General features: G+C 62.1%; 20 protein-coding genes and 3 pseudogenes. 7 read left to right on the top strand and 16 right to left on the bottom strand.

The window, feature by feature from the left end; genetic code table 11:
* Window position 1: 1 nt before the first annotated feature.
* The 6 genes from PBT88_RS03495 to PBT88_RS03470 form a co-directional block, all read right to left on the bottom strand.
* Entirely contained in the window at window positions 2-1,129 is a 1,128-nt protein-coding gene (locus PBT88_RS03495; RefSeq protein ID WP_270077849.1) for a cysteine desulfurase family protein, read from the bottom strand.
* On the bottom strand, window positions 1,126-1,821 hold the full coding sequence (locus PBT88_RS03490; RefSeq protein WP_270077848.1) for a DNA adenine methylase: 696 nt from the start codon (window positions 1,819-1,821) through the stop codon (window positions 1,126-1,128). The genes PBT88_RS03495 and PBT88_RS03490 overlap by 4 nt, the downstream gene beginning before the upstream one ends.
* Window positions 1,822-1,919: 98 nt before the next feature.
* Window positions 1,920-2,981: a hypothetical protein gene (locus tag PBT88_RS03485; protein WP_270077847.1), complete on the bottom strand. Its 1,062-nt coding sequence runs from the start codon at window positions 2,979-2,981 to the stop codon at window positions 1,920-1,922.
* 195 nt (window positions 2,982-3,176) lie between these two features.
* Window positions 3,177-4,463 carry a hypothetical protein gene (locus PBT88_RS03480; protein ID WP_270077846.1) on the bottom strand — a complete coding sequence of 429 codons (1,287 nt, stop codon included), beginning with the start codon at window positions 4,461-4,463 and terminating at the stop codon, window positions 3,177-3,179.
* Window positions 4,464-4,948: 485 nt separating this feature from the next.
* The gene (locus tag PBT88_RS03475) at window positions 4,949-5,479 is read right to left on the bottom strand and encodes a nucleotidyl transferase AbiEii/AbiGii toxin family protein (RefSeq protein WP_270077845.1); all 531 of its coding nucleotides are present in this window, start codon (window positions 5,477-5,479) and stop codon (window positions 4,949-4,951) included.
* Window positions 5,476-6,084 carry a type IV toxin-antitoxin system AbiEi family antitoxin domain-containing protein gene (locus PBT88_RS03470; RefSeq protein ID WP_270077844.1) on the bottom strand — a complete coding sequence of 203 codons (609 nt, stop codon included), beginning with the start codon at window positions 6,082-6,084 and terminating at the stop codon, window positions 5,476-5,478. The genes PBT88_RS03475 and PBT88_RS03470 overlap by 4 nt, the downstream gene beginning before the upstream one ends.
* Before the next feature lie 436 nt (window positions 6,085-6,520).
* Between PBT88_RS03470 and PBT88_RS21120 the strand changes: the two genes are divergently transcribed.
* Window positions 6,521-6,703 carry a transposase gene (locus PBT88_RS21120; RefSeq protein ID WP_407696550.1) on the top strand — a complete coding sequence of 61 codons (183 nt, stop codon included), beginning with the start codon at window positions 6,521-6,523 and terminating at the stop codon, window positions 6,701-6,703.
* A gap of 11 nt (window positions 6,704-6,714) precedes the next feature.
* On the opposite strand, the pseudogene PBT88_RS21115 reads toward PBT88_RS21120, so the two are convergent.
* From PBT88_RS21115 to PBT88_RS03455, 3 genes and pseudogenes are all read right to left on the bottom strand, one after another.
* Window positions 6,715-7,389: pseudogene (locus tag PBT88_RS21115) on the bottom strand (DUF1176 domain-containing protein); the annotation flags it as partial.
* Between the two features lie 224 nt (window positions 7,390-7,613).
* Entirely contained in the window at window positions 7,614-8,195 is a 582-nt protein-coding gene (locus PBT88_RS03460) for an MFS transporter (RefSeq protein ID WP_270077842.1), read from the bottom strand.
* A gap of 188 nt (window positions 8,196-8,383) precedes the next feature.
* Window positions 8,384-9,085: pseudogene (locus PBT88_RS03455) on the bottom strand (alpha/beta hydrolase family protein); the annotation flags it as partial.
* 354 nt (window positions 9,086-9,439) lie between these two features.
* Here PBT88_RS03455 and PBT88_RS03450 point away from each other — a divergent pair.
* Window positions 9,440-10,507 carry an AraC family transcriptional regulator gene (locus PBT88_RS03450; protein ID WP_270077841.1) on the top strand — a complete coding sequence of 356 codons (1,068 nt, stop codon included), beginning with the start codon at window positions 9,440-9,442 and terminating at the stop codon, window positions 10,505-10,507.
* A 131-nt stretch (window positions 10,508-10,638) separates the two neighbouring features.
* Here PBT88_RS03450 and PBT88_RS03445 read toward each other — a convergent pair.
* Window positions 10,639-10,845 (bottom strand): annotated as a pseudogene (locus PBT88_RS03445) (IS256 family transposase); the annotation flags it as partial.
* Window positions 10,846-10,949: 104 nt separating this feature from the next.
* A complete protein-coding gene (locus PBT88_RS03440; protein WP_270077840.1) occupies window positions 10,950-11,492 on the bottom strand; it encodes a substrate binding domain-containing protein in 543 nt (180 codons plus the stop codon).
* Between PBT88_RS03440 and PBT88_RS03435 the strand changes: the two genes are divergently transcribed.
* Window positions 11,485-11,937, top strand: a complete 453-nt coding sequence (locus tag PBT88_RS03435) for an FAD-dependent oxidoreductase (RefSeq protein WP_270077839.1) — start codon at window positions 11,485-11,487, stop codon at window positions 11,935-11,937. The two genes, PBT88_RS03440 and PBT88_RS03435, sit on opposite strands and share 8 nt — an antisense overlap.
* Window positions 11,938-12,020: 83 nt before the next feature.
* Here PBT88_RS03435 and PBT88_RS03430 read toward each other — a convergent pair whose 3' ends face one another.
* Window positions 12,021-12,533 carry a TetR/AcrR family transcriptional regulator gene (locus tag PBT88_RS03430; protein WP_270077838.1) on the bottom strand — a complete coding sequence of 171 codons (513 nt, stop codon included), beginning with the start codon at window positions 12,531-12,533 and terminating at the stop codon, window positions 12,021-12,023.
* A gap of 159 nt (window positions 12,534-12,692) precedes the next feature.
* Between PBT88_RS03430 and PBT88_RS03425 the strand changes: the two genes are divergently transcribed.
* The 4 genes from PBT88_RS03425 to PBT88_RS03410 all read left to right on the top strand — a co-directional run bounded on the left by PBT88_RS03425 (window position 12,693) and on the right by PBT88_RS03410 (window position 16,634).
* Complete coding sequence (locus tag PBT88_RS03425) at window positions 12,693-13,613, top strand: SDR family oxidoreductase (protein ID WP_270077837.1); 921 nt, start codon at window positions 12,693-12,695, stop codon at window positions 13,611-13,613.
* A gap of 12 nt (window positions 13,614-13,625) precedes the next feature.
* Entirely contained in the window at window positions 13,626-14,744 is a 1,119-nt protein-coding gene (locus tag PBT88_RS03420; RefSeq protein WP_270077836.1) for a metallophosphoesterase, read from the top strand.
* 206 nt (window positions 14,745-14,950) lie between these two features.
* Complete coding sequence (locus tag PBT88_RS03415) at window positions 14,951-15,595, top strand: NAD(P)-dependent oxidoreductase (protein ID WP_270077835.1); 645 nt, start codon at window positions 14,951-14,953, stop codon at window positions 15,593-15,595.
* Window positions 15,555-16,634, top strand: coding sequence for an IS630 family transposase (locus PBT88_RS03410; protein ID WP_270077834.1), 1,080 nt, complete (start codon window positions 15,555-15,557; stop codon window positions 16,632-16,634). Before PBT88_RS03415 ends, PBT88_RS03410 begins: the two co-directional genes overlap by 41 nt.
* A 187-nt stretch (window positions 16,635-16,821) precedes the next feature.
* Here PBT88_RS03410 and PBT88_RS03405 read toward each other — a convergent pair whose 3' ends face one another.
* The 4 genes from PBT88_RS03405 to PBT88_RS03390 are packed head-to-tail and all read right to left on the bottom strand — an operon-like array spanning window position 16,822 to window position 22,815.
* Window positions 16,822-17,982 (bottom strand): hybrid sensor histidine kinase/response regulator, encoded by a 1,161-nt coding sequence (locus PBT88_RS03405; RefSeq protein ID WP_270077833.1) that lies wholly within the window; start codon window positions 17,980-17,982, stop codon window positions 16,822-16,824.
* Window positions 17,979-18,554, bottom strand: a complete 576-nt coding sequence (locus tag PBT88_RS03400; RefSeq protein ID WP_270077832.1) for a chemotaxis protein CheB — start codon at window positions 18,552-18,554, stop codon at window positions 17,979-17,981. Before PBT88_RS03400 ends, PBT88_RS03405 begins: the two co-directional genes overlap by 4 nt.
* Window positions 18,551-19,375, bottom strand: coding sequence for a CheR family methyltransferase (locus tag PBT88_RS03395; protein WP_270077831.1), 825 nt, complete (start codon window positions 19,373-19,375; stop codon window positions 18,551-18,553). The genes PBT88_RS03400 and PBT88_RS03395 overlap by 4 nt, the downstream gene beginning before the upstream one ends.
* Window positions 19,376-19,377: 2 nt before the next feature.
* Window positions 19,378-22,815 carry a response regulator gene (locus tag PBT88_RS03390; protein WP_270077830.1) on the bottom strand — a complete coding sequence of 1,146 codons (3,438 nt, stop codon included), beginning with the start codon at window positions 22,813-22,815 and terminating at the stop codon, window positions 19,378-19,380.
* Window positions 22,816-22,842: the final 27 nt, after the last annotated feature.

The raw sequence follows: 22,842 nt of genomic DNA, 5'->3' as shown, positions 1-22,842 counted from the left end.
GTCATCCAACCTTCTTAAGCGCGCCGGCCGTCAATCCCCTGACGACCTCGCTGATCATCTCTGCCGCTTGGTCCACCTCTTGGATGGTGGACGACCTGCCGAAGCCGACGCGGATCGAGCTGGCCGCTATGGCCTCGGAAGTGATCGCCATCAGAACGCGCGAGGTGCCGATCGCGCCGGCGCTGCAAGCGGAGCCTGTCGATATCGCCAGCCCGGGCAGCAGAGCCATGAGGTGGTCGGCGTCGGCGCCCTCGAACGCTAGGTTGAGGTTGTGCGGGATGCGCCGTTCCGCTGAGCCGTTCACGACTACGTCGGGATGCTCGCGCCGGATGGCATCCAGGAATCTTTCCGCCAGTGCCGCCGCGTGCCGGCTGTCCCGCTCCATCTCGGCCGCGGCAAGTTCGCAGGCCTTGCCGAACCCCACCGCGAGGGCGGTCGCCACCGTCCCCGGTCGCACGCCGTGCTCCTGCCCGCCGCCGGTGGACAGCGGTTGCGGGGGGCGCGTGTCGCGCCATACCAGCGCACCGATCCCCTGTGGTCCGTAGATCTTGTGCGACGATAGCCAGGCCGCCTGCGCGTCCCAGGCCCGCAGGTCGACAGGGATCCGCCCCGCCGCCTGCGTTATGTCGGTGAGCAGGGCGGCGCCGACGAGCCTGCAGGCACTCCCGATCTCCGGCATTGGCTGCACGGTGCCGATCTCGTTGTTCACCGCCATCGCCACCACGGCGTCGAAGCCGACCGCCTGGTCCGCAATGGCGTCGGCGTCGAGGAGTCCCTCTCCGTCGATCTCCGCGTAGGCGATGTCCAGGCTGTTGCCCATGCTTGCCAGCGTCTCGGTCACGCAGGCATGCTCAATCGGGCTGGCGAGGACACGCGAGCCCGCGGGGAGCGAACGGATCGCAATGTTCGCGGCCTCCGTTGCACCACCAGTGAAAAAGACCTGTCGAGCATCGGCCCCCACCAGTCCGGCGATCTGCTGACGCGCCGTCTCGACGGCTTCCGCGGCGTCCTGGCCGAAGCTGTGGATCGCGTGGGGATTGGCCGGGCGCGACATCCAAGGGAGCATCGCCTCCAGGACGCGCGAATCGGTCGGGGTGGTCGCCTGGTGGTCCAGGTAGATTGCGGTCATCGATCGAACCTCCTGGCCGCCAGCTTCAGTTCGTCGGGAAATGCATCGGCCAGATCGGCGAAAATTGCGTTCCGCTCCATCGCCGTCGCGCGTTGGAGCTTTTTGACATGTGACTTGCGTCTGCGCCTTAGCGCTTCCCGCTCGCGGAAGTCCATGCCGAGGTGATCATAGTCGTGAAGGACGACCGGGGGCTCGAAGTTCGTCCAGGCCTTCTCGGTCACCAGTCCGGTCTGCGTGCAGTTGGGGTATTCGGTGGCATGCCAGCCATCGAGCGCCACGTCGTATTCTTCACTGGCGTAGCCGGTGACCATGACCGGACACGACAGTCCCTTCAGGACATCCAGCAGCCGATGGTGCTGGTCCTCAGTGTAGTCGCAGGAATAGCAGCGCGCCCGGCGGCGGCTTCCCGGCCAGTATGGTGGGTCTGAGAACACCAGGGCCGTCGGGACAGGCGGGTAGCGCGTGAGGTAGTCGGCGGCGTCACCATGGAATAGCTCGACCGTCGGATCGGCCCGGGCCCTCCACCGAGCGATAACGGCGTCGTCGGCGTCGACCCCGACGTTCCTGGACGCCCTGCGCTTATGCAACATGACGGCCCCACCGCCTAGGTGGGTCTCTATAAAGACGTCATGCGGGGGCATGAGGTTGATCAACCTCTGATACGCCCGACCCTTGCCCCCTGGATACGCCATTACCGGTGCATCGCAGAAAAATGCGATGGATGCAAATTCCGCGGCCACGCGGCCCCTGGCCCGTATGGTTGCACACCGGCGGCGGGGCACGCGGCGCCTCAGTCAATCTCGCCCGGTGGGGGTGGCGCGTCGGTCGCGCCACCGTAGTTGGGTTGCAACGTGAACCGCCATAGAGGTAGCGCCTTGCTCTGGTGATCGTGTTCATGGAGCGGGGTGAACCAGTTCGGCCTGAGCGGCGCTCGCAGCTGAATGACGCTGCCCTCTTCGAGCGTATGGGCGGCGTAGTATCGTGCGAAGATGCGGCTGAGCCTACCGATGAACCCGAAACCCTTGCCCTCGTCGTCCTCGCGCGGTGCCCAGCTGAATTCCATCGCCAGAAGGTTGTCGCCGTCGACAATCGGCGTTGGCTCTTGTTCGACCCATTCGCCGTGCTGGATGAGGGTCCAGGCGATCTCCAGTTCTACGGGGTCTGTTATCTCTCGATCTTCCGAAAATAGCTGGGACGCGGAGAACACGACCGTTGTCTCGCCATCCGGACCGATTGGTTTCGTCCGCGCGGGGTCCGCCGCGAGCCTAAACCTGAATGGCGCACGGGTACCGATGGTCATGTCTCCAAGCGCCCCGAGCTCGTCAACTGTCATGGCCTTGGCCATGTCGAGTTCAAGGTCGCCGTCAGCGTTCATCAGTCGTTCGGGGGAGACGAGCGTCCAGACGGACCACCTGGCCCAGAACACGGCCAGCTTCAGTTCGCCTCTGGTGGCGGAGGCATATGCTGCCAGCTTATCGTGATATGCTCGGTTCATCAGCGAGCGCCTCTGGCCGAAGGCGTCCGCTTCGTAGACGTTTTTTACCTCGATCAGCCATTGGCGCCCGTCGGCCAGTACGACACGGAAATCAGGGGCGAGGAACTCGCCCTCTGGAAACACGCGGCCGCCGTCCTCAGGGGTGAGGAGCTTGAAGCGCCCGAGGCTGACCAGCAGAGCTTCGAACATGGCCTCTGTCCTCTGGCCGTGCAGCAGCGCCTGGTCGGCAAGTCCCATGCCCGTCGACTGCCGTACGTGCTCGGCGAAGACGTCCTTGGCCTCCGGCGCCGTCAGGGACAGTTTCCTGTCGGCGGCGAATCTGCCCATCTGGTCCATCAGGTCAAAGGGTTTGCGCATTATTGAGTTCTACTTGGAAACGCACCGGCCAGCGAGCTGAAATCCCGCAGACGGTTGTCGGCGTCTCAAGCGTCGGGCCAGTCACGAGCAATTAATTCTAGTCGTGCCACTCCCCCGCGAGCAAAGTGAACGAAGCTCCGATTGCTTCATTCGTCACCCGGGAAGCTGACGGTTAGCTAATCCAACCTACCGCGGTCAGGGACGGTTCACGGTCACGAGATCCGCAAACCTGCGAACTATGTCGGGATGTTGACGCAGTCGCTGCTCGATCTGACCCCGCTGCCACCAGTCGATCCAGAATCTGCCACTACGCCTCAACGCTAACAGGCGGTTCGCGAACTGTGCCGTGATGTTGGGGAAGGCAACCAGCATCAGCCCGGAGCAGCGATGATGCTCCAGCGTGTCACGGATGTCGGGCATGTCCTGCTTGGACACCCCACGCCCCCTGATCTTGACCTGCACCAGGACATGCCGGCGTTGCATGAGCGGCATCCCGTCAGTGACACCCTCGACTACGGCGCCGCTCGGCGGCACGGTCCACTCCGCCATGAAGTCGCGACCGTCATCCGGTTCGTTAGTGGCGCCAATCTGGCGGATGAAGTGCATTCCGGGCTCCCGCTCGAGGATCTCACCCACGAGCTCCTCGAAACGGCTCGGGTCCAGCGGGGTGCGCCACGTGTAGGTCTCGGTGCGTAGGAACACGTCGTCGCGCGCGACGCGCTCTGTTTCCGCCACCGTCCGGCTCTGCTCGAAAACGCCGGCGCCGCAGGGCTGCCTCAGGGCAACGAATGTCTTCCGCCCAAGCACCACTACGTGCGACTCAAACGGTATCGTCACCGGGCCGCGTGTTTCACCCTCGACCGCCGCCAGGAGTCGGAAGGCGCGGCGCATCGTCGCGTTCGGCACCGCGTTGACGAGCGCATCGGTGCGAAACGCCAAGTGATCCGCTGCATCGGCTGTTCGAGGCCGATATGACGAGAACGCGTCGCGTAGCACGTCCATTTTGCGGCGGCCCAACTCGACGACGCTCACTCCACGCCGGGTCGAGGTGAACGCTCTCCAGTCCGGAGCCGTCCGCCGCCTGAACTCGTATTCGCGCCAGTCCGGCAGCCGAAGGTTGCGCTTCACCGCCGACATCCAACGCGGCTCAGGCTTGTAGGTCGCGCCAGCCGCACGCGACGGGTCCTCAAGCGGCATCAATCCGAGCACGGCCTGGGCGAGATCGTGGACGGCGAAGCTCTCGCGCCCGAGCGCCTTAAAGTACTCCTTGGACTCGAGTGCTGATAGTGTGCCGGCCTGCAACGGCACCAGAAGACGCGCATAGACTTCGCTGTCGATGTCGATAGCGGGATTGAGTTCGGTCAGAAGCCCGACGGAAGTGACGTCGCGCACGCGAAGATTCATGCCCCAAAGAAGGCTGAAGACGTCGTGCAGATCTGTCCGTTCGCCGTCCCATTCCCACGAAGTCGTGCGAACCGACATCCAGCCGACAATACCGTCCTCGAAGGCCTCGGCGTTGATCTTGAACGGCCAATGATAGCGTATCGGCCCGGGGCAGGCTGGGTCGCCACAGGCGCAGACTTCCTCCCCATCCGGCCCTAGCGAGCTATCGGTTAGGCCATCTGAGGGAGTCATTTCGCTAGAAGACGTCGAAAAGGCGGACTGGTCAATCCCGCAATCAGCATACGATAACATCTGCGGCATTGGCGCGACTTGGCTTTTTCAGAAATGATCGCTCAGAGTTAAACTCGCGGTTATGCGAGGCAATTTTGGATGTCAGGCTCACTTCAAGCCAAAGTCATTTCAATTGGCATGCCTACAACATGAATCGGGGAACCGAAATTTGGATGCTTAATAGAGCGCGCAAATGTCGGGATTTAGTCCTCTCTGCCATCAATGTTTTCACCGACTGCGGCGCATGGGCATAGTAGGTCATCGGTATCGCAACCGCACGGCTTTTGCATCAATCACTTTGCCTTCCACGGACCTCCGCTGGGCCACTCGCCGTCGAAGCTTCCGCCTTGGCCGAGCGCCATCGCGCCCGGAGTGATCGCGTCGCCAAAGCCGATATCGACGTGCATCGGCAGGCGCGCGCCTGCGAGTTCGGCGACGAAGTCGATACGTACGCCGGAATATTCATCCTCGGCGCGGGCTGCGGCTGCGCGGAGGGTTTCGGGCCGGAACACGATTCCGTCGTCATCGACCGTCACCGCGAGGATTTCCTGAAAGATCGCCGCGAGCTGCTCGGGTGCGTTCTCGCCCATGCCGAGCAGATCGAGGTCGCCGGTGGCGCGATAGGGGGCTGCCGTCCACAGGCTGAACAGCATCGCGCCCTTGAGGACGAACCGCTCGCGGTGCGGCGACAGGCTCAGGCGAAAGAGCAGACGTTCGATGACGTATCGGGTCATGAGCAGCTGTGCGTTTTCCCGACGTTCGCGCGCCCGCGCCGTCAGCCGGTCGCGCACCGACATCGCCATGTTCTTCGGCGGCCGGCTCATGTCATCGCTTCGAGATAGGGCCGGATCACCGATTGGACCCGATCGAGCTGCGCATAACGGTAGATCGCATTGAGGTCCGGCCGGGGCCGGGACTTCATGAAATCGCGCAGGGCCTCGACCGCCACGTCGATACCGATCTTGTTGCGGTGCTTGAAGCAATCGGCGACGGTCTTGGCCGGTACGGTGATGGGCACGGGAACGCCGTCGATGACCTGTGTCTCCACGCCCGCTGTCAGCGCTTCGCCGCTCGCGCGAACGATCTTCAGCGCCACGGATGGATTGACCGGTGCCCAGTCCTTTTGGCCGAGCATCATCCATACCGCATGGGGGGTCTGGGTGGTCAGCTCGTGGAACTGCAGCGCCGAGAGCAGGCAGATGATTCCGCGCGGCTGGATGCGCACGGCCTCGGCTAGGCTCGTCGCACTGTCGACGTCAGCATCGGCCAGCTTGTAGAGTCCGCGGCCGACCTGCTGGAGGACGCCTTCGTCGCGCAGCCGCTGTAGGGTGGCGCGCGTGACCCCGGCCGCGTCGAAATCGCGGCCGCGCGCGATGCCGCAGTGCCGGACGACTGCCAGGGCCCGTTCTCGATGAGTCGTCGTTTCCACGCGGAATGATATAATTCCTCGGTATTTACATGCAATGACCAAGCTTTTGTATCGCGGTCACGATCGCGGGAGGGGCCGGATCGAAGCTTCATAGCCACTATCATATGGGGAAAGCCTTCTCCAGACGGTCAGCCAAGGTCTGGCCGTACCCCTTCTGCGGGGGGCCCACCCCCGCAACACCCCAAGCGGTACGCGTGATCAAGGGAGCGCACACTGCCAGCTTCTGGCGAAGCCGGTCAGGGTGCGCGCGTTCTCGTTTTCCCGCGTTGCACTCTTGCTCTGTCCTGAAGACGCGCCGGCGGCTGGCCCACACCGGCAATGGCTGGGTCTCCAGACCTTCGAGCAGAAGCCGCATCAGGTTGTCTTCCAGGATTATGTCGAGGCGGTCTGGACGGCGCAGGACCGCCGCGACCAGCTCGAGGGCAGGATCACGGCGATGCTGCCGGAGTGGTCGATGGCGCCACTGGTGGAAGCGCTGCGGGTCATGCGCGGCCTCGACATGATCTCGGCGGTGATCTTCATGGCGACGATTGGTGACCTCGGCCGGTTCGAGACGCCCCGCCAGCTCATGGCCTGGCCGCCGGCGCGCGATGCGATGAAGCCGAGCGACGATCCCTGATAGGCACCCATGATGCAGGGAATGAGGATGAGTGCCTGCCTCTCGTCGAGCGCATAAGCTTCGGGCTCCATGGACATCGTATCCGCCTCGCAATCTTCCTTTGCGAAGACGGCCTTCTGATCCGCGCGGACTGCCGCGATCAGCCGTTCGGCTTCACCCTGGGACAGAGTGGCCGAGATCGGTCGGTTCGGAATGCGCGGCAGCGCCGGCGTATCCGGCACGCTCGATGCGGGCAGCGGACCGTATCGCGCGATCGCTGTCACGCCGCCGACGCGCCCCTGCCGGTCGTCGAGCCGCAGCATAGCGGCGGCAAAGCCATCGAGCGACACCTCGGCATCGCCGCCGAGCGTCACCTTCGACGCGTTACGCAGCCTGGCAACGATTTGGCGGATCGCCACCAGGTCGTCGCTCGACACCGTCGTCGAGTCCTCGGAGGTGTCGACCTTCCATGCTGCAGCCGAAAGTCCGACTGATTTTCCATCGATCCTGATGTTGCGTAGCGAGAACTTCCTGTCTGCGCGGATCGACAGGGACAGTCTCCCGGTCGGACCGGCATTGCGATCGACGTCGATCTCCGCGCCCTGATAGGTCTCGGAAATGCCTTTGGCGATGCAATGCAGTCCGTTGTCGCAGGCGACAAACCAGGATTTGCAACTGTCATAGCTCTGGACGATGTTTGGACTCACCGACGTATTCTGCTGCGCTGCATAGACGGGCAGCGGCGATGTAAGGACAGCGAACAGGAGAGCAGTTCCACCGACGGCCGCGATCCAGACAAAGCCTTCACCGGCCGGCAACTCGATACCATCGAGTACGCTTTGCAGCGCAAGCGCCTCATCGTCCGCGTTGCCTCGAATGACCCAAAAGGAGGTCAGTCGAGCTTGGGCCGCAAATGCCTGGGTTTGGCGTCTCAGCGATCGGCGGGCGGGAGCGTCGACGTTCGAGGAGACGGGACGCCGTCGGGTGACCGCCGGACCAATGCGCCGCCCAGGCCGATCGCGGCGATGGCGGCGAGGGGAATGCCGACGATCCAAGGAAGCCGTGCCGACAGGGCGTAGAGTGCCGTCCCCGTCGCCGGCCCCAGCGAATCTTTGAGATCATTCGCCACCGACGTGGCGGCCATGTAGCTAGCGCGACGCCGGGGCGGCGCTAGCTGGCTGACGGCGGTCGGAACGAGCGGCCCGACCAGCATATCAGCGAAAGCGAAGAGAGTGAGCGCCACGACCAGTCCGGCGAGACCGGCGGCGAAGATCAGCACGCCGAACGCCAGCACGAAGGCGGCGCCTGCGGACAGCGCAAGCGACAGTGCCGAGCGGTTCGCTGTGATACGACTGACCAGCATCTGCGCGGTCACGACAAGGCCTGCCGCATAGGTGAAGAGCAGGCCGACGCCGGACGGCGTGAGCGTCCCTGTGTCGTGCGCATATAAGGGAAGCACGGCTTCAACCCAGCTTCCCGAGACTTCCAGCAGCAGGAACCACAAGAGCAACATTGCCAGACGGTGATCGCGGAATGCCGGTAGCAGCGAGGCGAGGCCTTCTTCCTCGTCGTCTTCCGCATCGACGGTAGTCGGGCCGATCGTCTCCGGCAGGCGGTCACGAGCTGCTCGGCTTGCGTGGCAGGAAAGAAATGATCATCGATGCCAGCAAGAGCGAGGACGTCGCATGAAATCCGGCTCGCGATCGGCGCCATCGTGTAGGGCTCGAATGTTTCTACCAGCGCCTCCGGTGCGGTAAGCCCCATCGCCCATTTCGCGTTGTCGATTGCCCAGACGATCTCAGGCGCTAGCGCGGTTGCCGGGTCGGCTCGTGCATTTGCGATAATTCTGGCTGACTCGCCGATGTCGTAGACGGCGTCGTAAGCAACGACCCCATCGATGCGGTCATCGAAGGCGGCGGCGCGGGGGGCTAGATAGCCGCCCATGCTCATGCCGATCAGAATGAGCTTTGGCGGTGCGGGATGCGAGGCGAGGTAGGCGTCGAGCACCGCCCCGTTGGGATGTTCCCATTCATGGGTAAATGTCATGCCGAATTGGCGGAGGGCGGCCCCCTGGCCGGGGCCTTCATAGGTCAGGACACCAAATCCACGAAGGTAGGCGGCTTTGACGAGGACGAAGTACAGCTCCTCCAGCGTGGAGTCGTAACCGCCGACGAGGACGATCAGCGGCTTCGTCTCCCATCCGGCGGGACCGGGATAAAATATTGCTCGCAAATTGCCGGTCCCATACGGGACGTCGAACCGGTGATGAGCGACGTCCAGCGCCGCCAGGCCATTGTCGAACGCATCGACCTGCTCCTTCCAGGCGAGCAGGCGCCTCGGATCGCCGGGTTCCAGCAAGAATTCAGCGGTACGCCAGTAGCTATGAGCGCGAAGCCACGCCATCCCGCAGCTTATCCGGTCCAGGCAGGCTTCCGCACGCGCTGCGTTGCGTTGCGCCATCGCGGACCACGCGGCGTACCAGCTCACCGCATCGCCCTCGTGAATCTTGCTGATCGTGGCGAGCACCTCAGACGTGTCCGCGCCGCCAAAGGGGATATCCGAAAACACGCGCAGCGTCTGGAAATGGTATGTTTGATCCGCGAAGAAGCGGCAATTACCCGTATGTCCGGGGGCTTCATTGTCGAGTTCGATGCTGGTCGTCATGGGGCGGCTCCTGGCGGGCATTGATGCCTAACGTAGTGACTCCACGAGTCCGATAATTGACTTTGCGCGCCATCCATTTAACAATTCCCGCCAATGAGACTTTCTCGTTTCAGCGCGTTTCCGCCTGTCAGCGTTTCCCATGTGGTGATGGAAGCGGTGCTAGACGCATTGGCCTCCGCGAAGCTCTTGGACCAGAAAGGCGTCGCGGCCCTCAGGATGAGGTTCGCATCTACAGGCGGCGCCGGTCGCCATTCCGATCGCGCGCTTATTTCTTTGTGGGAGGCGATTGTCGGGATGACCCCTGGCGACCACGGCGTCGGAGCGCTGCTCGCTTCGCGCGCCGGCGACACGGCGTGGGGAGTCGTCGGAGAAGTGCTCCGCCGAACATCCACCCTGATCCAGGCTTATACCCAGATGGCCCGATATTCGCGCCTGGTGCATCAAGGGCTCTCGATCACGATCGAAGTGTCCGGCAACAGCGCGATCTTGCGCTACCAGCAGGCCAGAGACTGTTCCCGATATCCAGGCAGCGCCTTGGCGGCCGGTGAGCTGTGGGCGATGGCTAATCTGGCACTCATTCCGAGACGCTGGTTCGATGCGGCCCTCAGGCCTCTCTCCGCTGAGCTTTCTTGTGCTGCGCCCGCGAGCATGGGCGCGGTCACTGAGATTTTTGGCCCGATGGTGTCCTTCAACTCCGACCGGTCTACCTTGGTATACGACCGACGCGAGCTGGAAAGAGTCCAACGACAGCCCGAACCGCGCGTTTTAGAATTTCTGAGCGCTCTCGCGGAGCGCGAACTCGAAGAGCTACCCCCTGCAGATGATATCAGAGCGGTCGTCGCAGCTGAGTTGCGCGGCCGTCTCGTCGGCGGAGCGCCCACGATCGATGCGGTGGCCCGATCACTCGGCTTATCGACACGGACGCTTCAGCGTCGTCTGAGCGAAGTCGGAACGACGTTTGCCGTGATTTTGGATGATGTCCGCGGCAGACGCGCGGCGCAGCTCATCCAGAGCCGCACACGATCACTCGGCGAGATCACCTATATGCTTGGATATAGCGAGCAAGCCGCGTTGAGCCGTGCGGTGCGGCGCTGGTTTGGGGTTTCACCGAGCAAGCTAGCCTTGCCGCCTCCCGAGCGAAAACTGTGTCAAATTTCCTAGTGTTACGCCGGAGTGTCGCCGGACAGTCTGCAATAGCCCGATGCATTGTCGAAAGCGGTCTGGAAGGAATCTCACTATCCTGCGCCGTCAATCGGCGTCCAAAAAGGACCCCCTATCGGCGTCCAAAAGGGACCCCTCCGTCGAGCGGCGTGACGGACATGATGGACGCGCCGTTCGTTCAGTCGGTCGGGCGAGCGGGTACCTGCCGGCGCTCCCGTCTTCGCCTCGATCTCCAGGTCCATCATGCGCTCCGCGGCAAACGCCAGCATCTCGCGCACCAGGTCAGTATCCGCCTCTTGCTCGACCAGCTCGAGCAGGGCCATCTTGGCATCGGTCATCGTCGTCTTCTCCAGGTTCGAATTCGCATCCGAACCCTAACTGAAGATCGGCGATGGCCACCTCATCCGAGGCAGATTCCTACACCACGTCCCGGGGCACTACCTTAGAGTTCGGCCCCGACATGATCTATGAAAACTCGTATCCGCTGCGGCATCAAGGCCTTCGATGCATAGGTCAGATAGAGGTTGATATCCTCAGCCTCGTAATCGGGTAGCACCCTGACAAGTCGACCTTCCGCGATGTCCTGATGCACATCCCAACCGGCCTTGCGAGCGATGCCATGACCGGCGAGCGCCCATGCGTGGATCACTTCGGCGCTGCTGCAGGCCAGTGCGCCACGGACATGCACCTCCTTGCGGGTCTCCCCGTCAACCAACAGCCATCGATTGTAGACATGACGCCCTCTGACGAGGCACAGGCATTGATGCTGGAGCAGATCCTCGGGGCGTGAGGGATCACCCCGCCGGGCGACATAGCCTGGTGACGCGCAGAGTATCCGGCGGCTACCGATCAGTTTCCTGACAATGGTGTTGGGGTCGGCAGGCACATCGACATGCAAGCCGATGTCAATCTCATCGCCGACGAGGTCGATATGCCGATCCGTCAGCAACAACTCGACGGTTACATGCGGGTATGTGATGCTCACCAGAACGGCAGACTGGTTCGCCGAAATCGACTTCGGCGATCCCAAGGCAGCCGCCAGGCGAATCGCGCAGGAGTTCGCTGGCTGGGCGCCAGCGCTCACCGCGCTGATCACCGACAGCGACACCCTGCCCATGCTGCGCCTATTCCACGCCCTGCCGGCAGATCATCGGTGGGAGCGTGTACCCGGTATAACATTGCTAGGGGATGCTGCGCACGTGACCGCGCCAAACGGCGAAGGCGCCAATCTGGCGATGTACGACGGCGCTCAACTTGGAGAAGCGCTTGCCGCGAACCCCGACAATGTCGAGACTGCCCTCTCGCAATATGAATTGGCGATGTTTGCTCGCAGCAGGAAAGCGGCGGAGGACGGCGCCGGGTTTTACGAGACGCTTTCGGGGGACAACCCTGCCCGACAGATGATCGAGATGTTCCACCAGGATGGGTAAGGCTCTCTCCTTGCGCCATTTAGCAATGTCGATTTCGTCGACCCGCATTTTGCAAGAACCCGGTTGCCATCGTTCGGATCGCTCTAGCAGACGACACCTCGCAACGCGGCGAACGCGGCTTTGCCGAAAGTTGCTGGGTGAACATCATCTCTAGCTAACCACGCTTCCGTCGACAGCTTGAGTATGCCGATCGCGGCCGCGGCGGTCACGCGGCACGCTATGTCGGATTCAGGTAGGTGCTTGCGATCAGCCAGCGCCTTGGCGAGCACCTTCTCGACCTTCTCGTATTTCGCCTGGTCACCGGCACGGAGCGCGGGCGTGTCGCGGATGAGCCTGGCGAGGTCCCGGGCCTGTTCCGACAGATGACGTCCCGCCAGATCGAGCAATGCGTTCTCGACCATATCCAACAGCCGCTCTTCAACAGGCCGCCGTCCAACCGCATCGGCAATGAGGTCTGGAAAATCGGCCTTCGCGGAGAAGACTATCTCCTCTTTGGACGCAAAATAGTGGAACAGGCTGCGGCGAGAGACGTCCGCGGCATCGGCGATGTCATCCAGCGTCGTCGCGTCGAAGCCGCGCTCAAGAAACAAGCGCATCGCTTCTGCCTGGATCCGGGCATGAGTCTCCGCCCGCTTACGCCCACGCCGACCGCCGGAGGAGGAGCGCCTTATTTCTTGCACTTCTTGTATGTTTGCACCGAGTGCATGATATGCAGTCCGCTCTTTGATGGCTAAACGAACCGAAGGATAGCGAAATTGGCGACCTGGACCACCAAGGATATTCCGAATCAATCGGGCAAGCTGGCGGTCGTCACCGGCGCCACGGGCGGCCTCGGCCTGGAAACGGCATTGGCACTGGCCTCTGCGGGCGCCGACGTCATCATCGCCGGTCGCAACCTTGCGAAGGGACGCGCCGCCGAGGAGCTGATCCGCACGCGCCATGCCAATGCCAAAGTCCTGTTTGAAGTTATCGATCTGGCGAGCCTAGCGTCGGTCTCGGCATTTGCCGAACGAATGCTCCGCTCCGGGCGATCAATCGACATTCTCGTGAACAATGCCGGCGTCATGGCGCTGCCGAAGCGCGAAACGACGGTCGACGGCAACGAGATGCAGTTCGGCACCAACTATCTGTCACACTTCGCTTTGACCGGACGCCTTCTGCCGCTGCTGGTTGCCGCGAAGGCGCGCGTGGTACAGCTTTCCAGCATCGCGCATCGCAGCGGCAAGATACGGCTCGACGATCTCAATTATGCGCAGGGGTACAAGCCTTGGCCGGTCTATTCGCAGACCAAGCTCGCGATGCTGATGTTTGCGCTCGAGCTCGATCGGCGGAGCCGTGCCAACAATTGGGACTTGACCAGCGTTGCCGCGCACCCGGGTGCCGCGAGCACCGACCTGATGGCAAATGGGCCAGCCGCCGGCGGCGGCATCATGGCGTTGGCGGGGCAAATCGCCGTTAAGCTGATCGGACATTCGGCGGCCGAGGGCGCATTGCCGCAACTGATGGCGGCCACCATGCCAGGTGTGCGGGGTGGAGAATATTTCGGGCCGCAAGGCTGGAAGGAATTCAAGGGACCGCCGGGGCACGGTAAGATCGAACGACAGGCGCTCGATACGGCCATCGCCGCACAGCTTTGGGCCGCGTCCGAAAGGCTTACCGGGGTGAGCTTCGGCTGAGGTATCAGCGAAATGTTCCATGCGATGTTCGCATTGCCCTGGCTATACGTCGTGGCGCGCACCCTTGCGCCGCTGCCGTGGGCGATCGAGGTAAAGATCGGGCTAGCCGCCGCCTTGCTCGTCGGCTCCCAATTTCATCTCTGGAGCCGACTTTCGTCGGGCTCGGTGTTCAATCCGGAATTCCCGCGTCCGCTCGTCATCCTGTTCAACTGGGTTTTCGGCGCGATTGCGTTGCTGTCCGTATTCCAGATCATGCTTGATCTCGCGAGATTGGCCGCAATGGTCCTAGGGATCGGCGGATCGGCGGCGTGGACCGAACCACGATACGCCATCGCCATCTTAGCCTTTGCGATGGCTGCGGCTGGCGTTCGGCAAGCGATCGGCGTTCCCCGCTTGCGGGACGTTACCGTCGCGATCCCAGGCCTTCCCAACGCATTCGACGGCTACAGGCTCGTCCAGCTGACCGATCTGCACATAAGCCGGCTCTTTCCCGCAAGCTGGACCCGGGCCGTCGTAGAGGCCACCAATCGCCTCGGCGTGGATCTGATCGTCGTGACGGGGGACGTGATCGATGGCGGGGTTACCGCCCGGCGATCGGGGGTCGAGCCCCTGCGTGATTTGCGCGCGCCCGATGGCGTCTTCCTGATCCCCGGCAACCATGAATATCTCTCCGGCTACGACGTATGGATGGAGCATCTCGCCACGCTCGGCATGCACGTGCTGGTTAATGCCCATTCGGTGATTACACGCGGCAGTGACGCTCTGGTCTTGGCCGGCGTTACCGATCGGTCCGCGCGCGGCGCTGGTAAGCCGCCTCCGGATCTCGACGAGGCTTTGAAAGGCCGCCCGCTGGGCGCGCCCGTTGTACTGCTCGATCATGAGCCGGGACAAGCGCGCGAGGCTGCCGAGCGCGGCGTGACTCTGCAGCTTTCGGGCCATACGCACGGAGGTATGATCATGGGGCTCGATCGCCTGGTCGCGCGTGGGAATGGCGGTTTCGTTTCAGGAGAATATGCGGTCGGCGGCATGACCCTTTATGTCAATAACGGCACTGGCATTTGGCCGGGCTTCGCCTTGAGACTGGGCAAGCCATCTGAGCTCACGCGCATCACGTTGCGCAAGGCCGTTTAACCGGTTGAAACAAGTTAGATGAGCCAAAAAAAATGGGTGATAGCGTCAAACGCAGGGCGGACCACGATGATCAATTATACGAGCCGCCGGCAGCCTACCGTGATCGATCTGCACTGTCGGGAGTTCGGCGCGAGGCCTGCTCAAACGCGAGCCGGAGCCTTCGGCGTCGAAGACGTGCTAAAAAATGGTCACGGTCATCATCCATAATGACGGAGGCCTCCCTGAAAATCGCTGTTATCGGAGCTACCGGTCGGACAGGCAGGCTGGTGGTCGAGCAGGCGCTGGATCGCGGACACGAGGTTGTTGCATATGTTCGCCAGTCCGGAACTCTACATCCGAGCGCTGCGCTGGATATCGTCATAGGCGAACTTTCCGATATCACGCGCTTGCAAGCCGCTCTGCGCAGCGTGGACGCCGTCATTTGCTGCCTGGGAACTTACAAGCATAAGCCAGTCGATCTGCTGCAGACGAACCTTCCGCTGATCGTCCGAGCGATGAAAGGCGTAGGGCTTACACGTCTGATCCTTCTGTCGGCCTATGGCGTCGGCGAGACTGCGCGAACGGCCTCGGCAGTCGCGAAGATACTTTACAAGACCATGTTCCGTTCGATCTTCCTGGATAAGGAACGCGCTGAGATCGCGCTGGCGGGAGCCGGGCTGGAATGGACTGGAATTTATCCGGTAGGGCTGACAGACGCTCCATTTACTGAGGTCGCGGTGCGCCCCGCCGACGCGGTGACAAAGGTCAACGGCCTGACGCAAGAGTCCTTTGAGGATTCCCGGAGCTTGCCGATTGTGCGAGTCAGGCTGGATGCGCAGCGGTATCTCGATCAGCCTTTCCCCGTCCGATAGAGATCGGCTCGATCAGATCATGAAGGACCGCAATGCAGCGCAGAAGCACGCGTGGCGCGCCGAGATCGTGCTGCTAACGGGCGATGGTGTCGGCACCAACGAAATTATGCGGCGGACCGGGACTTCGAAGACCTGCGTATGGCGATGGCAGGAACGCTTCATGCAGGAAGGAATGGAGGGGCTGCTCCGCGACAAGACGCGGCCGTCGCGGATCCGGCCTCTGGCTGCCACGGTGATCGAGCGGGTTGTTGCTCGGACGCTTGAAGATCCGCCCGGCGAGACGACCCACTGGACGGCGCTGATGATGGCGACCGAGGCTGGGATCAGCGTCAGTTCGGTGCAGCGGATCTGGCGAGGCCACGGCCTGCAACCCCACCGCGTTCGCCAGTTCAAGCTTTCGAACGACCCGAAGTTTGTCGAGAAGCTGCGCGATGTCGTCGGGCTATACGTCTCGCCGCCCGCTCACGCGATCGTGCTGTCGTTCGACGAAAAGAGCCAGATCCAGGCGCTGGATCGCTCGCAGCCCGGCCTTCCGCTCAAGAAAGGACGGGCCGGAACCATGACTCATGACTACAAGCGCAACGGCACGACCACGCTCTTTGCGGCACTTAACGTGCTCGACGGCACCGTGATCGGCCGCAACATGCAGCGGCACCGTCACCAGGAATTCATCCGCTTTCTCAACCTGATCGAAGCACAGGTGCCCGCTGGAAAGGCCATCCACGTCATTCTCGACAACTACGCCGCCCACAAGCATCCCAAGGTTCGCGAATGGCTCGGTCGGCACCCGCGCTTCAGCTTCCACTTTACGCCAACCTCGTGCTCATGGCTCAATGCCGTTGAAGGCTTCTTCGCCAGACTGACCAACCGCCGCCTGAAACGCGGCGTCTTTCACTCGCTCGTCGACCTTCAGGCCGCCATCAATCGCTTCCTTGCCGAGCACAACGAAAGCTCAAAGCCATTCGTCTGGACCGCCGATCCCGATGAGATTATCGCCGCCGTCCGGCGCGGGCACCAAGTGTTAGATTCCCACCACTAGGTGCTAGCAGACACCGATTTTCACCCCGAAAATTGAGTAATTGCTGCAAACTATCAGAAGATTTAAAAGTTTAGCCGGATTTCTACTTCCGATCCAGTCCTCCTTACGGCAACGGGATTTGCTCCTCAGGCCCTTTTGCGCTCAATGCCCCGTTGCCAAACCGCAGCATAATCATTGTTTGGCCGCTTCATAAATCCGATGACGGCACACCCTCTCCGACGGGCAGCCTTACCGTGAAGGTGCTTCCCTTGCCCTGACCTTCGCTTTGCACGTCAATTGATCCGTTGTGCAGCGCGACCAGCTGGTGAACAAGTGCAAGGCCGATGCCTAAGCCACCAGCAGACTGTTCGCGGTGCTCATCCACCTGAGCGAAGATCTGAAAGATCTGCGACTGCATTTCTAGGGGGATGCCTACTCCATTATCCGCCACATCAATCTGGACGTGTCCGTCTGTCTGACGCGCGGTGAGTGACACGGAACCACCCGGCGGGGTATATTTGGCGGCGTTGTTAAGAAGATTGGCCATCACCTGCGCCATCCTCGTATGATCGGCCTCCAGCCAAACCGGCTTATCCGGGAGCGCGACGCTGAATGTATGCCCCGCTGTCTTCAGATTTGGCTCGGCAGCTTCGATCGCGGACTGGAGGATGGTCGCGAGTTCGATCGGTTGTTTCTGAAGAGAGATCTTGCCCTCGCTGATCCGCGCAATGTCGAGGAGGTCCTCGACCAGACGTGACAGGTGGAAGAGCTGGCGGTCCATCTGCGTGCAGATCGCCGCTGTCCTATCTGGTGTCTGAGCCTTCTGGAGGAGATGAATGCCAGCCCCTAGCGCCGCCACCGGATTGCGAAGCTCGTGCCCCAACACAGCCAGGAATTCGTCTTTACGCCGGTCGGCATCGCGCAACGCCTGGGTCACTTCGGCTAGCTTGTCACGCTGCGAAGCAATCTGTTGACGCTGCTGGTAGAGATCGAAGAAGATGCTCGCCTTGCTACGAAGAATGTCCGCCTCGATCGGCTTCTGGATGAAATCGACAGCACCCGCCTCGTAGCCGCGAAAACGGCGCTGCTGATCGGCGCTGCCGGCCGTCACGAAGATGATCGGGATATGCCTCGTGCGCTCACTGCCGCGCAGGAATTCCGCTAATTCGAAGCCGTCCATCCCCGGCATCTGCACGTCGAGCAATGCGAGTGCCACGTCGTGTCGGAGCAACAGTTCGAGCGCTTCCTCCCCCGAGCGCGCCTTCAGGATCTCCAGGTCCTCGCGCTTAAGGAGCGCCTCCAGCGAGAGCAGGTTCTCTTCGAGATCATCGACGAGAAGGAACGATACCTTATGGAGGTCAGCCGTCATGCTGGGCACACTTTCAACAGATGGGCTGCGATCTCGCCGAGTGTCATGACTTGCGCGGTCGGACATGCCTTCAGGGCTTCCTCGGGCATGGTATCTGCGTAGGCCCCGGCAGGATCCTCGACGATCGCGCTGCCGCCCGCTTCGCCGATCGCCCGCAATCCCTGTGCGCCGTCAGGATTGGCGCCCGTAAGGATGATGCCGATGACGTTCGAACCATAGGCGTCGGCGGCGCTTTCGAACAGGACGTCGACCGAGGGACGCGAGTACAACACCTCCTCATCGCTCGATAGCGACAGCGTTCCGTCCGCTTCGGCGAGGAGATGGTAGCCCGGCGGCGCAAAGTAGATGGTGCCCGCCATTGCAGGCTCCTTGTCCTCGGCCTCGCGGACAAGCATCCGACACTTCGCCTGAAACAGGGGAGCCAGCATGTTTCTGCGATCGGCCGGAATATGGACGACGATAAGAACCGGAACGGGAAAGTCCGACGGGAGCTCGGGAAGAATTTGCGAGAGCGCCTGCAGCGCGCCAGCCGAGGCTCCAATGACCACGGCACGCGGCGAAACGCCGTTCATTGTTCCCGCCTCTGATAAATCTTCTCCTCGCGGACAAAATCGGCGAAGGCGTCGGCGTGGCGGGAAAAGCGCAGGTTTTCCTTGGACCCAAGGGCGAGGAACCCGTTGCGCATGAGTGAGTCACTGAACAAACCGATGGCGCGATCTTGCAGGTCACGATTGAAATAGATCATCACGTTGCGGCAGGAGACAAGCTGCATCTCACCAAAGACGGCATCGGTAACGAGACTGTGATCGGAGAACACGACGCGATCGCGCAAGCTCTTGTCGAAAACCGCATTGCCATAAGCGCTCGTGTAATAGTCCGACAGCGACGATTTGCCGCCGGATGCCCGGTGATTCTCAGTGAAAGTGCGGATGCGATCGAGCGAATAGATCCCGCGCGAAGCGGCCGCCAGCGCTTCCTCGCTGATGTCCGTCGCGTAGAAAAGGGTTCGATCCTCCAGGCCCTCTTCCCGGAAGAGGATGACGTAGGAGTATAGCTCTTCGCCAGCGCTACAACCCGCAACCCACAGTTTGAGGGAGGGATAGGTCCGCAAATGCGGCACCACCTTCTCGCGGATTGTCCGGAAGAAGCTCGGGTCGCGGAACATCTCGCTGACCTGAACGGTCAAATAGCCTAGCAGCCGAGGCAGCATGTCGTCGTCGTGCAGAAGATGCTCTTGCAGCGCCGAGAAATTGGCGAAGCCCATCTGGTCGCGGGCCTGGCGAAGCCGTCGTCGGATCGAAGCCTGAGCATAATCACGAAAGTCGTAGTGGAAACGCTGATAAAGCGCCTCCAGCAACAACCGGATTTCGATGTCTTCGATGATGTCGGACATGGTCAGCGGGGCATCCAGACGCGGACGAGCGAGAGCAGCTTGTCCACATCCAGCGGCTTGGCCATGTAGTCGCTCGCTCCAGCCTCGACACACTGCTTCTGATCGTCCGGCATGGCCTTTGCCGTGAGCGTGATGATCGGCAGCTTCTTCCAACGCGGATCCTTGCGGATTTCGCGTGTTGCGGTGAGGCCATCCATCACCGGCATCATCACGTCCATGAGGACGAGGTCGATCGCATCGCCGCCTGCTTCGCCTGCCTTGTTGAGCGCTTCGATCGCCTCGCGGCCGTTCCGGGCGATCTCGATCACGGCGCCACGAGGCTCGAGGATGTTGGTTAGCGAGTAGATGTTACGGACATCATCCTCGACCACGAGGATGCGACGCCCTTCCAGCACGGCGTCGCGGCTGCGGGCTTTCTGGATCATCTTCTGTTGCTCGGGCGGCAGATCGGTCACCACCTGGTGAAGGAAGAGCGACACCTCATCGAGCAGCCGCTCGGGGGAACGCGCGCCCTTGATGATGATCGAATCCGAATAGCGACGCAGCTTCTGCTCGTCTTGCGCCGTTAGATCGCGCCCTGTGTAGACGATGACCGGTGGGAAGCCATGGCTGCCGTCCTCATGCAATTTTTCCAGCAGTGCATAGCCGGACGCATCGGGCAGGCTCAGGTCCAGCACCATGCAGTCGAACGTCTCATCGCGCAGCCGCTCCAGGCACTCAGCGGCGGTCGAAGCGCCGACCGTCTCGACATCGCCTGAGGAAAGCAGTTTGGAGACAGCATCCTGCTGGACAGGATCGTCCTCGACGATCAGCACGCGTCTGACGCTGCGCGAGAGCTTGGCCGCAAGCGCCTCCAGCACGTCCGCCAGCTCTTCCCGTTTGACCGGCTTCACGAGGTAGCCAATCGCGCCAAGCGCAAGGGCGGTTTGACTGTGGTCGGCACCGGACACGACATGCACCGGGATATGCCGGGTCGTCACATCCGTCTTCAAACGGTCGAGTACGGCCAGGCCAGACTGATCCGGCAGGCCGACATCAAGGACGACGGCGCTTGGCTTATATTGCCGAGCCAGCTGAAGCGCCTCTTCCGCCGTCCCCGCGACGAGGCACTGGAAGCCCATTTCGTGAGCGAGGTCACGAACAATGCCGGCAAAGCTCGGATCATCTTCGATGACGAGCAGGATTCGTTGGCCCGATCCGAGGGTGTCGCGGTCGTCGTCGACCCGGCGTGGTAGCATGGCCGGTCTCGCGGATGCGCTCGGTCGAGCAGCGGTCTCGGATGCGACAGGCGGGCGCACCGCCGGCTCTTCGCGCGCTGCAACCAAAGAAGGATCGTAGGCGATCGGGATATCAAGGGTGAAGCGACTGCCTTCGCCCGCTTTGCTGGTAAGAGATATGCTGCCGCCGAGCAGGCGTGCCAATTCGCGCGAGATCGACAGGCCAAGGCCAGTGCCGCCATATTTCCGACTGATCGTTCCATCCGCCTGGTGAAACGCCTCAAAGATCGCGCGCTGCTGATCCTCTGCAATACCGATGCCGGTATCGGCGACGGTGAGAGTGACCCGATCACCATGGCAGGCGATCTCCAGCGCGACGCCGCCCGTCTCGGTAAATTTGAAGGCATTGGACAGCAGGTTTTTAAGGATCTGATCCAGGCGCTGCCGATCGGTGTCAATTGCCTCGGGACACGCGTCGCCGATTTCAATATCGAGCCGAAGGCCGCGCTCATCGGCGATCGGCTGGAACAGCCGACGCATATCAGCGCCGAAACGCTCCAGCGGCACCGCCTCTGGGCGAACCTCGACGTGGCCGGCCTCGATCTTCGATAGATCGAGGATGTCGTTGATCAGTGTTAGCAGGTCGTTGCCCGACGACTGGATCGTCTGGGCAAATTTGACCTGCTCGTCCGACAGGTTGCCGTCGCGATTGTCGCCGAGCAGTTTGGAGAGGATGAGCAGCGAGTTGAGCGGGGTTCGCAGCTCGTGCGACATGTTGGCGAGGAAGTCTGACTTGTATCGGCTAGCCTGCTCAAGCTCCCGCGCTTTGAGTTCCACTACCGAATTCGAGCGCGCAAGATCGTCGCGCTGGGTCTCGAGCTGCTGCGCCTGCTCTTCCAGCTGGGCATTGGTCTGTTCGAGTTCGACCTGCTGCTGTTCGAGGCGCGCCTGCGATTCCTTGAGCGCCCGGCCCTGCTCCTCCAGCTCTTCGTTCGAGACGCGAAGCTCTTCGCTCTGAACCTGCAGTTCCTCGGACTGTCGCTGGGTCTCCTCGAGCAGGTTCTGCAACTCGGTGCGAAAGCGCGCCGACCGAAGCGCAGTGCCGATCGCGACCGACGCCTGGTCGAGGAAGGCGAGGACATGGTCACCGATAGGCTGCAGGAAGCCGAGTTCGACTACGCCCTGCACGATATCGTCGGCGCAAGCGGGCGAGATGGTGAGATGCCGGGGCTTCGCCTGGCCGAGGGCGGATCCGATGGTCAGGTAGTCCTCCGGAATATCGGACACGGTGATGGCGTTTCGATCGGCGGCGACCCTGCCAAGCAGACCATCGCCAAGAACGAAACGTTCGACGATCCGCGCCTCCGCAGGCACGCCGTGGGTTGCCACCCGACGATAATGGTTGCCCTCACCTGCAAACATCACCCCGCCGTGCGCGCCCAGGAAACGGGTCAAAAAGATGAGGATGCTGTCACCCAATCGATCCGTGGCAGGATCTCCCAACATGGCGGATGCGAGTTCGGCCTGCCCCGACTGCAGCCATTGCTGGCGATCGCGCGCCAAAGCCGCGCGGCGAATCAAGAAGCCGATGAGGAGGGTGAGGGCGACGCCGAGCAGGCAGGATGCGACGCCGCTGACCCATGCCGTGCGGTACGCGCCGGCCATGTCGTCCAAGCGAACTTGCCGAAGCCGCGCTTCCTCCTGCTGCATCTGATCGAGCTGGGTTCGGATCGCGTCCATCTCGGCCTTGCCTCGGTCGGTCAGAACAACCGCGAGGGCCGCCGCGGGCCCAGCGCTGCGGCGCAGATCGATGGTCTGCTTGAGTTCGGCGAGCTTGCCTTCGACGTGTCGCCGCAACAGGACCAGCCTTTGCTGCTGGATGCCATTGTCGCGAGTCAGCGCCCCAATCTGATCCAGTTTTGGGCCGGCGCGCTCTACCGCCTCGTTATAGGGCCCTAGGTATTGCTCTCGGCTTGTTAGCAGGAAGCCGCGCTGTCCCGTTTCGGCGTCCTGCACGGTGGATAGCAGCTCGTCGAGCGCCGCGATAACCTCATGCGAATGCTGGATCTGGGCGGCGTCGTCCCTAAGCGTCTTGATGTTCGAGATCGCGACCCAGCCACTGGCGATGAAGAAGATGATGACTAACGCCAGGCCCGCAGCCGTTCGCCAGTCGAATCCGGATTTTGGCGCGGCAATGGAACGCGGAACGGTTGTCAGCGGCATTCACGTCTCGATATTAGAGGCCCCCCC

The sequence above is a fragment of the Sphingomonas abietis genome (assembly GCF_027625475.1).
GTDB classification, from domain to species: Bacteria; Pseudomonadota; Alphaproteobacteria; order Sphingomonadales; family Sphingomonadaceae; genus Solisphingomonas; species Solisphingomonas abietis.
This window is presented reverse-complemented; position numbering and strand designations above follow the sequence as displayed.

What these genes read in the sequence shown, in the direction of transcription:
- PBT88_RS03400 (WP_270077832.1), bottom strand. Translation starts at nt 18,554, where the DNA reads ATGAACGGCGTTTCGCCGCGTGCCGTGGTCATTGGAGCCTCGGCTGGC.
- PBT88_RS03430 (WP_270077838.1), bottom strand. Translation starts at nt 12,533, where the DNA reads ATGCGCTTGTTTCTTGAGCGCGGCTTCGACGCGACGACGCTGGATGAC.
- PBT88_RS03495 (WP_270077849.1), bottom strand. Translation starts at nt 1,129, where the DNA reads ATGACCGCAATCTACCTGGACCACCAGGCGACCACCCCGACCGATTCG.
- PBT88_RS03475 (WP_270077845.1), bottom strand. Translation starts at nt 5,479, where the DNA reads ATGAGCCGGCCGCCGAAGAACATGGCGATGTCGGTGCGCGACCGGCTG.
- PBT88_RS03390 (WP_270077830.1), bottom strand. Translation starts at nt 22,815, where the DNA reads ATGCCGCTGACAACCGTTCCGCGTTCCATTGCCGCGCCAAAATCCGGA.
- PBT88_RS03405 (WP_270077833.1), bottom strand. Translation starts at nt 17,982, where the DNA reads ATGACGGCTGACCTCCATAAGGTATCGTTCCTTCTCGTCGATGATCTC.
- PBT88_RS03410 (WP_270077834.1), top strand. Translation starts at nt 15,555, where the DNA reads ATGCGCAGCGGTATCTCGATCAGCCTTTCCCCGTCCGATAGAGATCGG.
- PBT88_RS03485 (WP_270077847.1), bottom strand. Translation starts at nt 2,981, where the DNA reads ATGCGCAAACCCTTTGACCTGATGGACCAGATGGGCAGATTCGCCGCC.
- PBT88_RS03480 (WP_270077846.1), bottom strand. Translation starts at nt 4,463, where the DNA reads ATGTCGGTTCGCACGACTTCGTGGGAATGGGACGGCGAACGGACAGAT.
- PBT88_RS03435 (WP_270077839.1), top strand. Translation starts at nt 11,485, where the DNA reads ATGCTCACCAGAACGGCAGACTGGTTCGCCGAAATCGACTTCGGCGAT.
- PBT88_RS03450 (WP_270077841.1), top strand. Translation starts at nt 9,440, where the DNA reads ATGAGACTTTCTCGTTTCAGCGCGTTTCCGCCTGTCAGCGTTTCCCAT.
- PBT88_RS21120 (WP_407696550.1), top strand. Translation starts at nt 6,521, where the DNA reads ATGCTGCCGGAGTGGTCGATGGCGCCACTGGTGGAAGCGCTGCGGGTC.
- PBT88_RS03420 (WP_270077836.1), top strand. Translation starts at nt 13,626, where the DNA reads ATGTTCCATGCGATGTTCGCATTGCCCTGGCTATACGTCGTGGCGCGC.
- PBT88_RS03415 (WP_270077835.1), top strand. Translation starts at nt 14,951, where the DNA reads ATGACGGAGGCCTCCCTGAAAATCGCTGTTATCGGAGCTACCGGTCGG.
- PBT88_RS03395 (WP_270077831.1), bottom strand. Translation starts at nt 19,375, where the DNA reads ATGTCCGACATCATCGAAGACATCGAAATCCGGTTGTTGCTGGAGGCG.
- PBT88_RS03460 (WP_270077842.1), bottom strand. Translation starts at nt 8,195, where the DNA reads ATGTTGCTCTTGTGGTTCCTGCTGCTGGAAGTCTCGGGAAGCTGGGTT.
- PBT88_RS03490 (WP_270077848.1), bottom strand. Translation starts at nt 1,821, where the DNA reads ATGGCGTATCCAGGGGGCAAGGGTCGGGCGTATCAGAGGTTGATCAAC.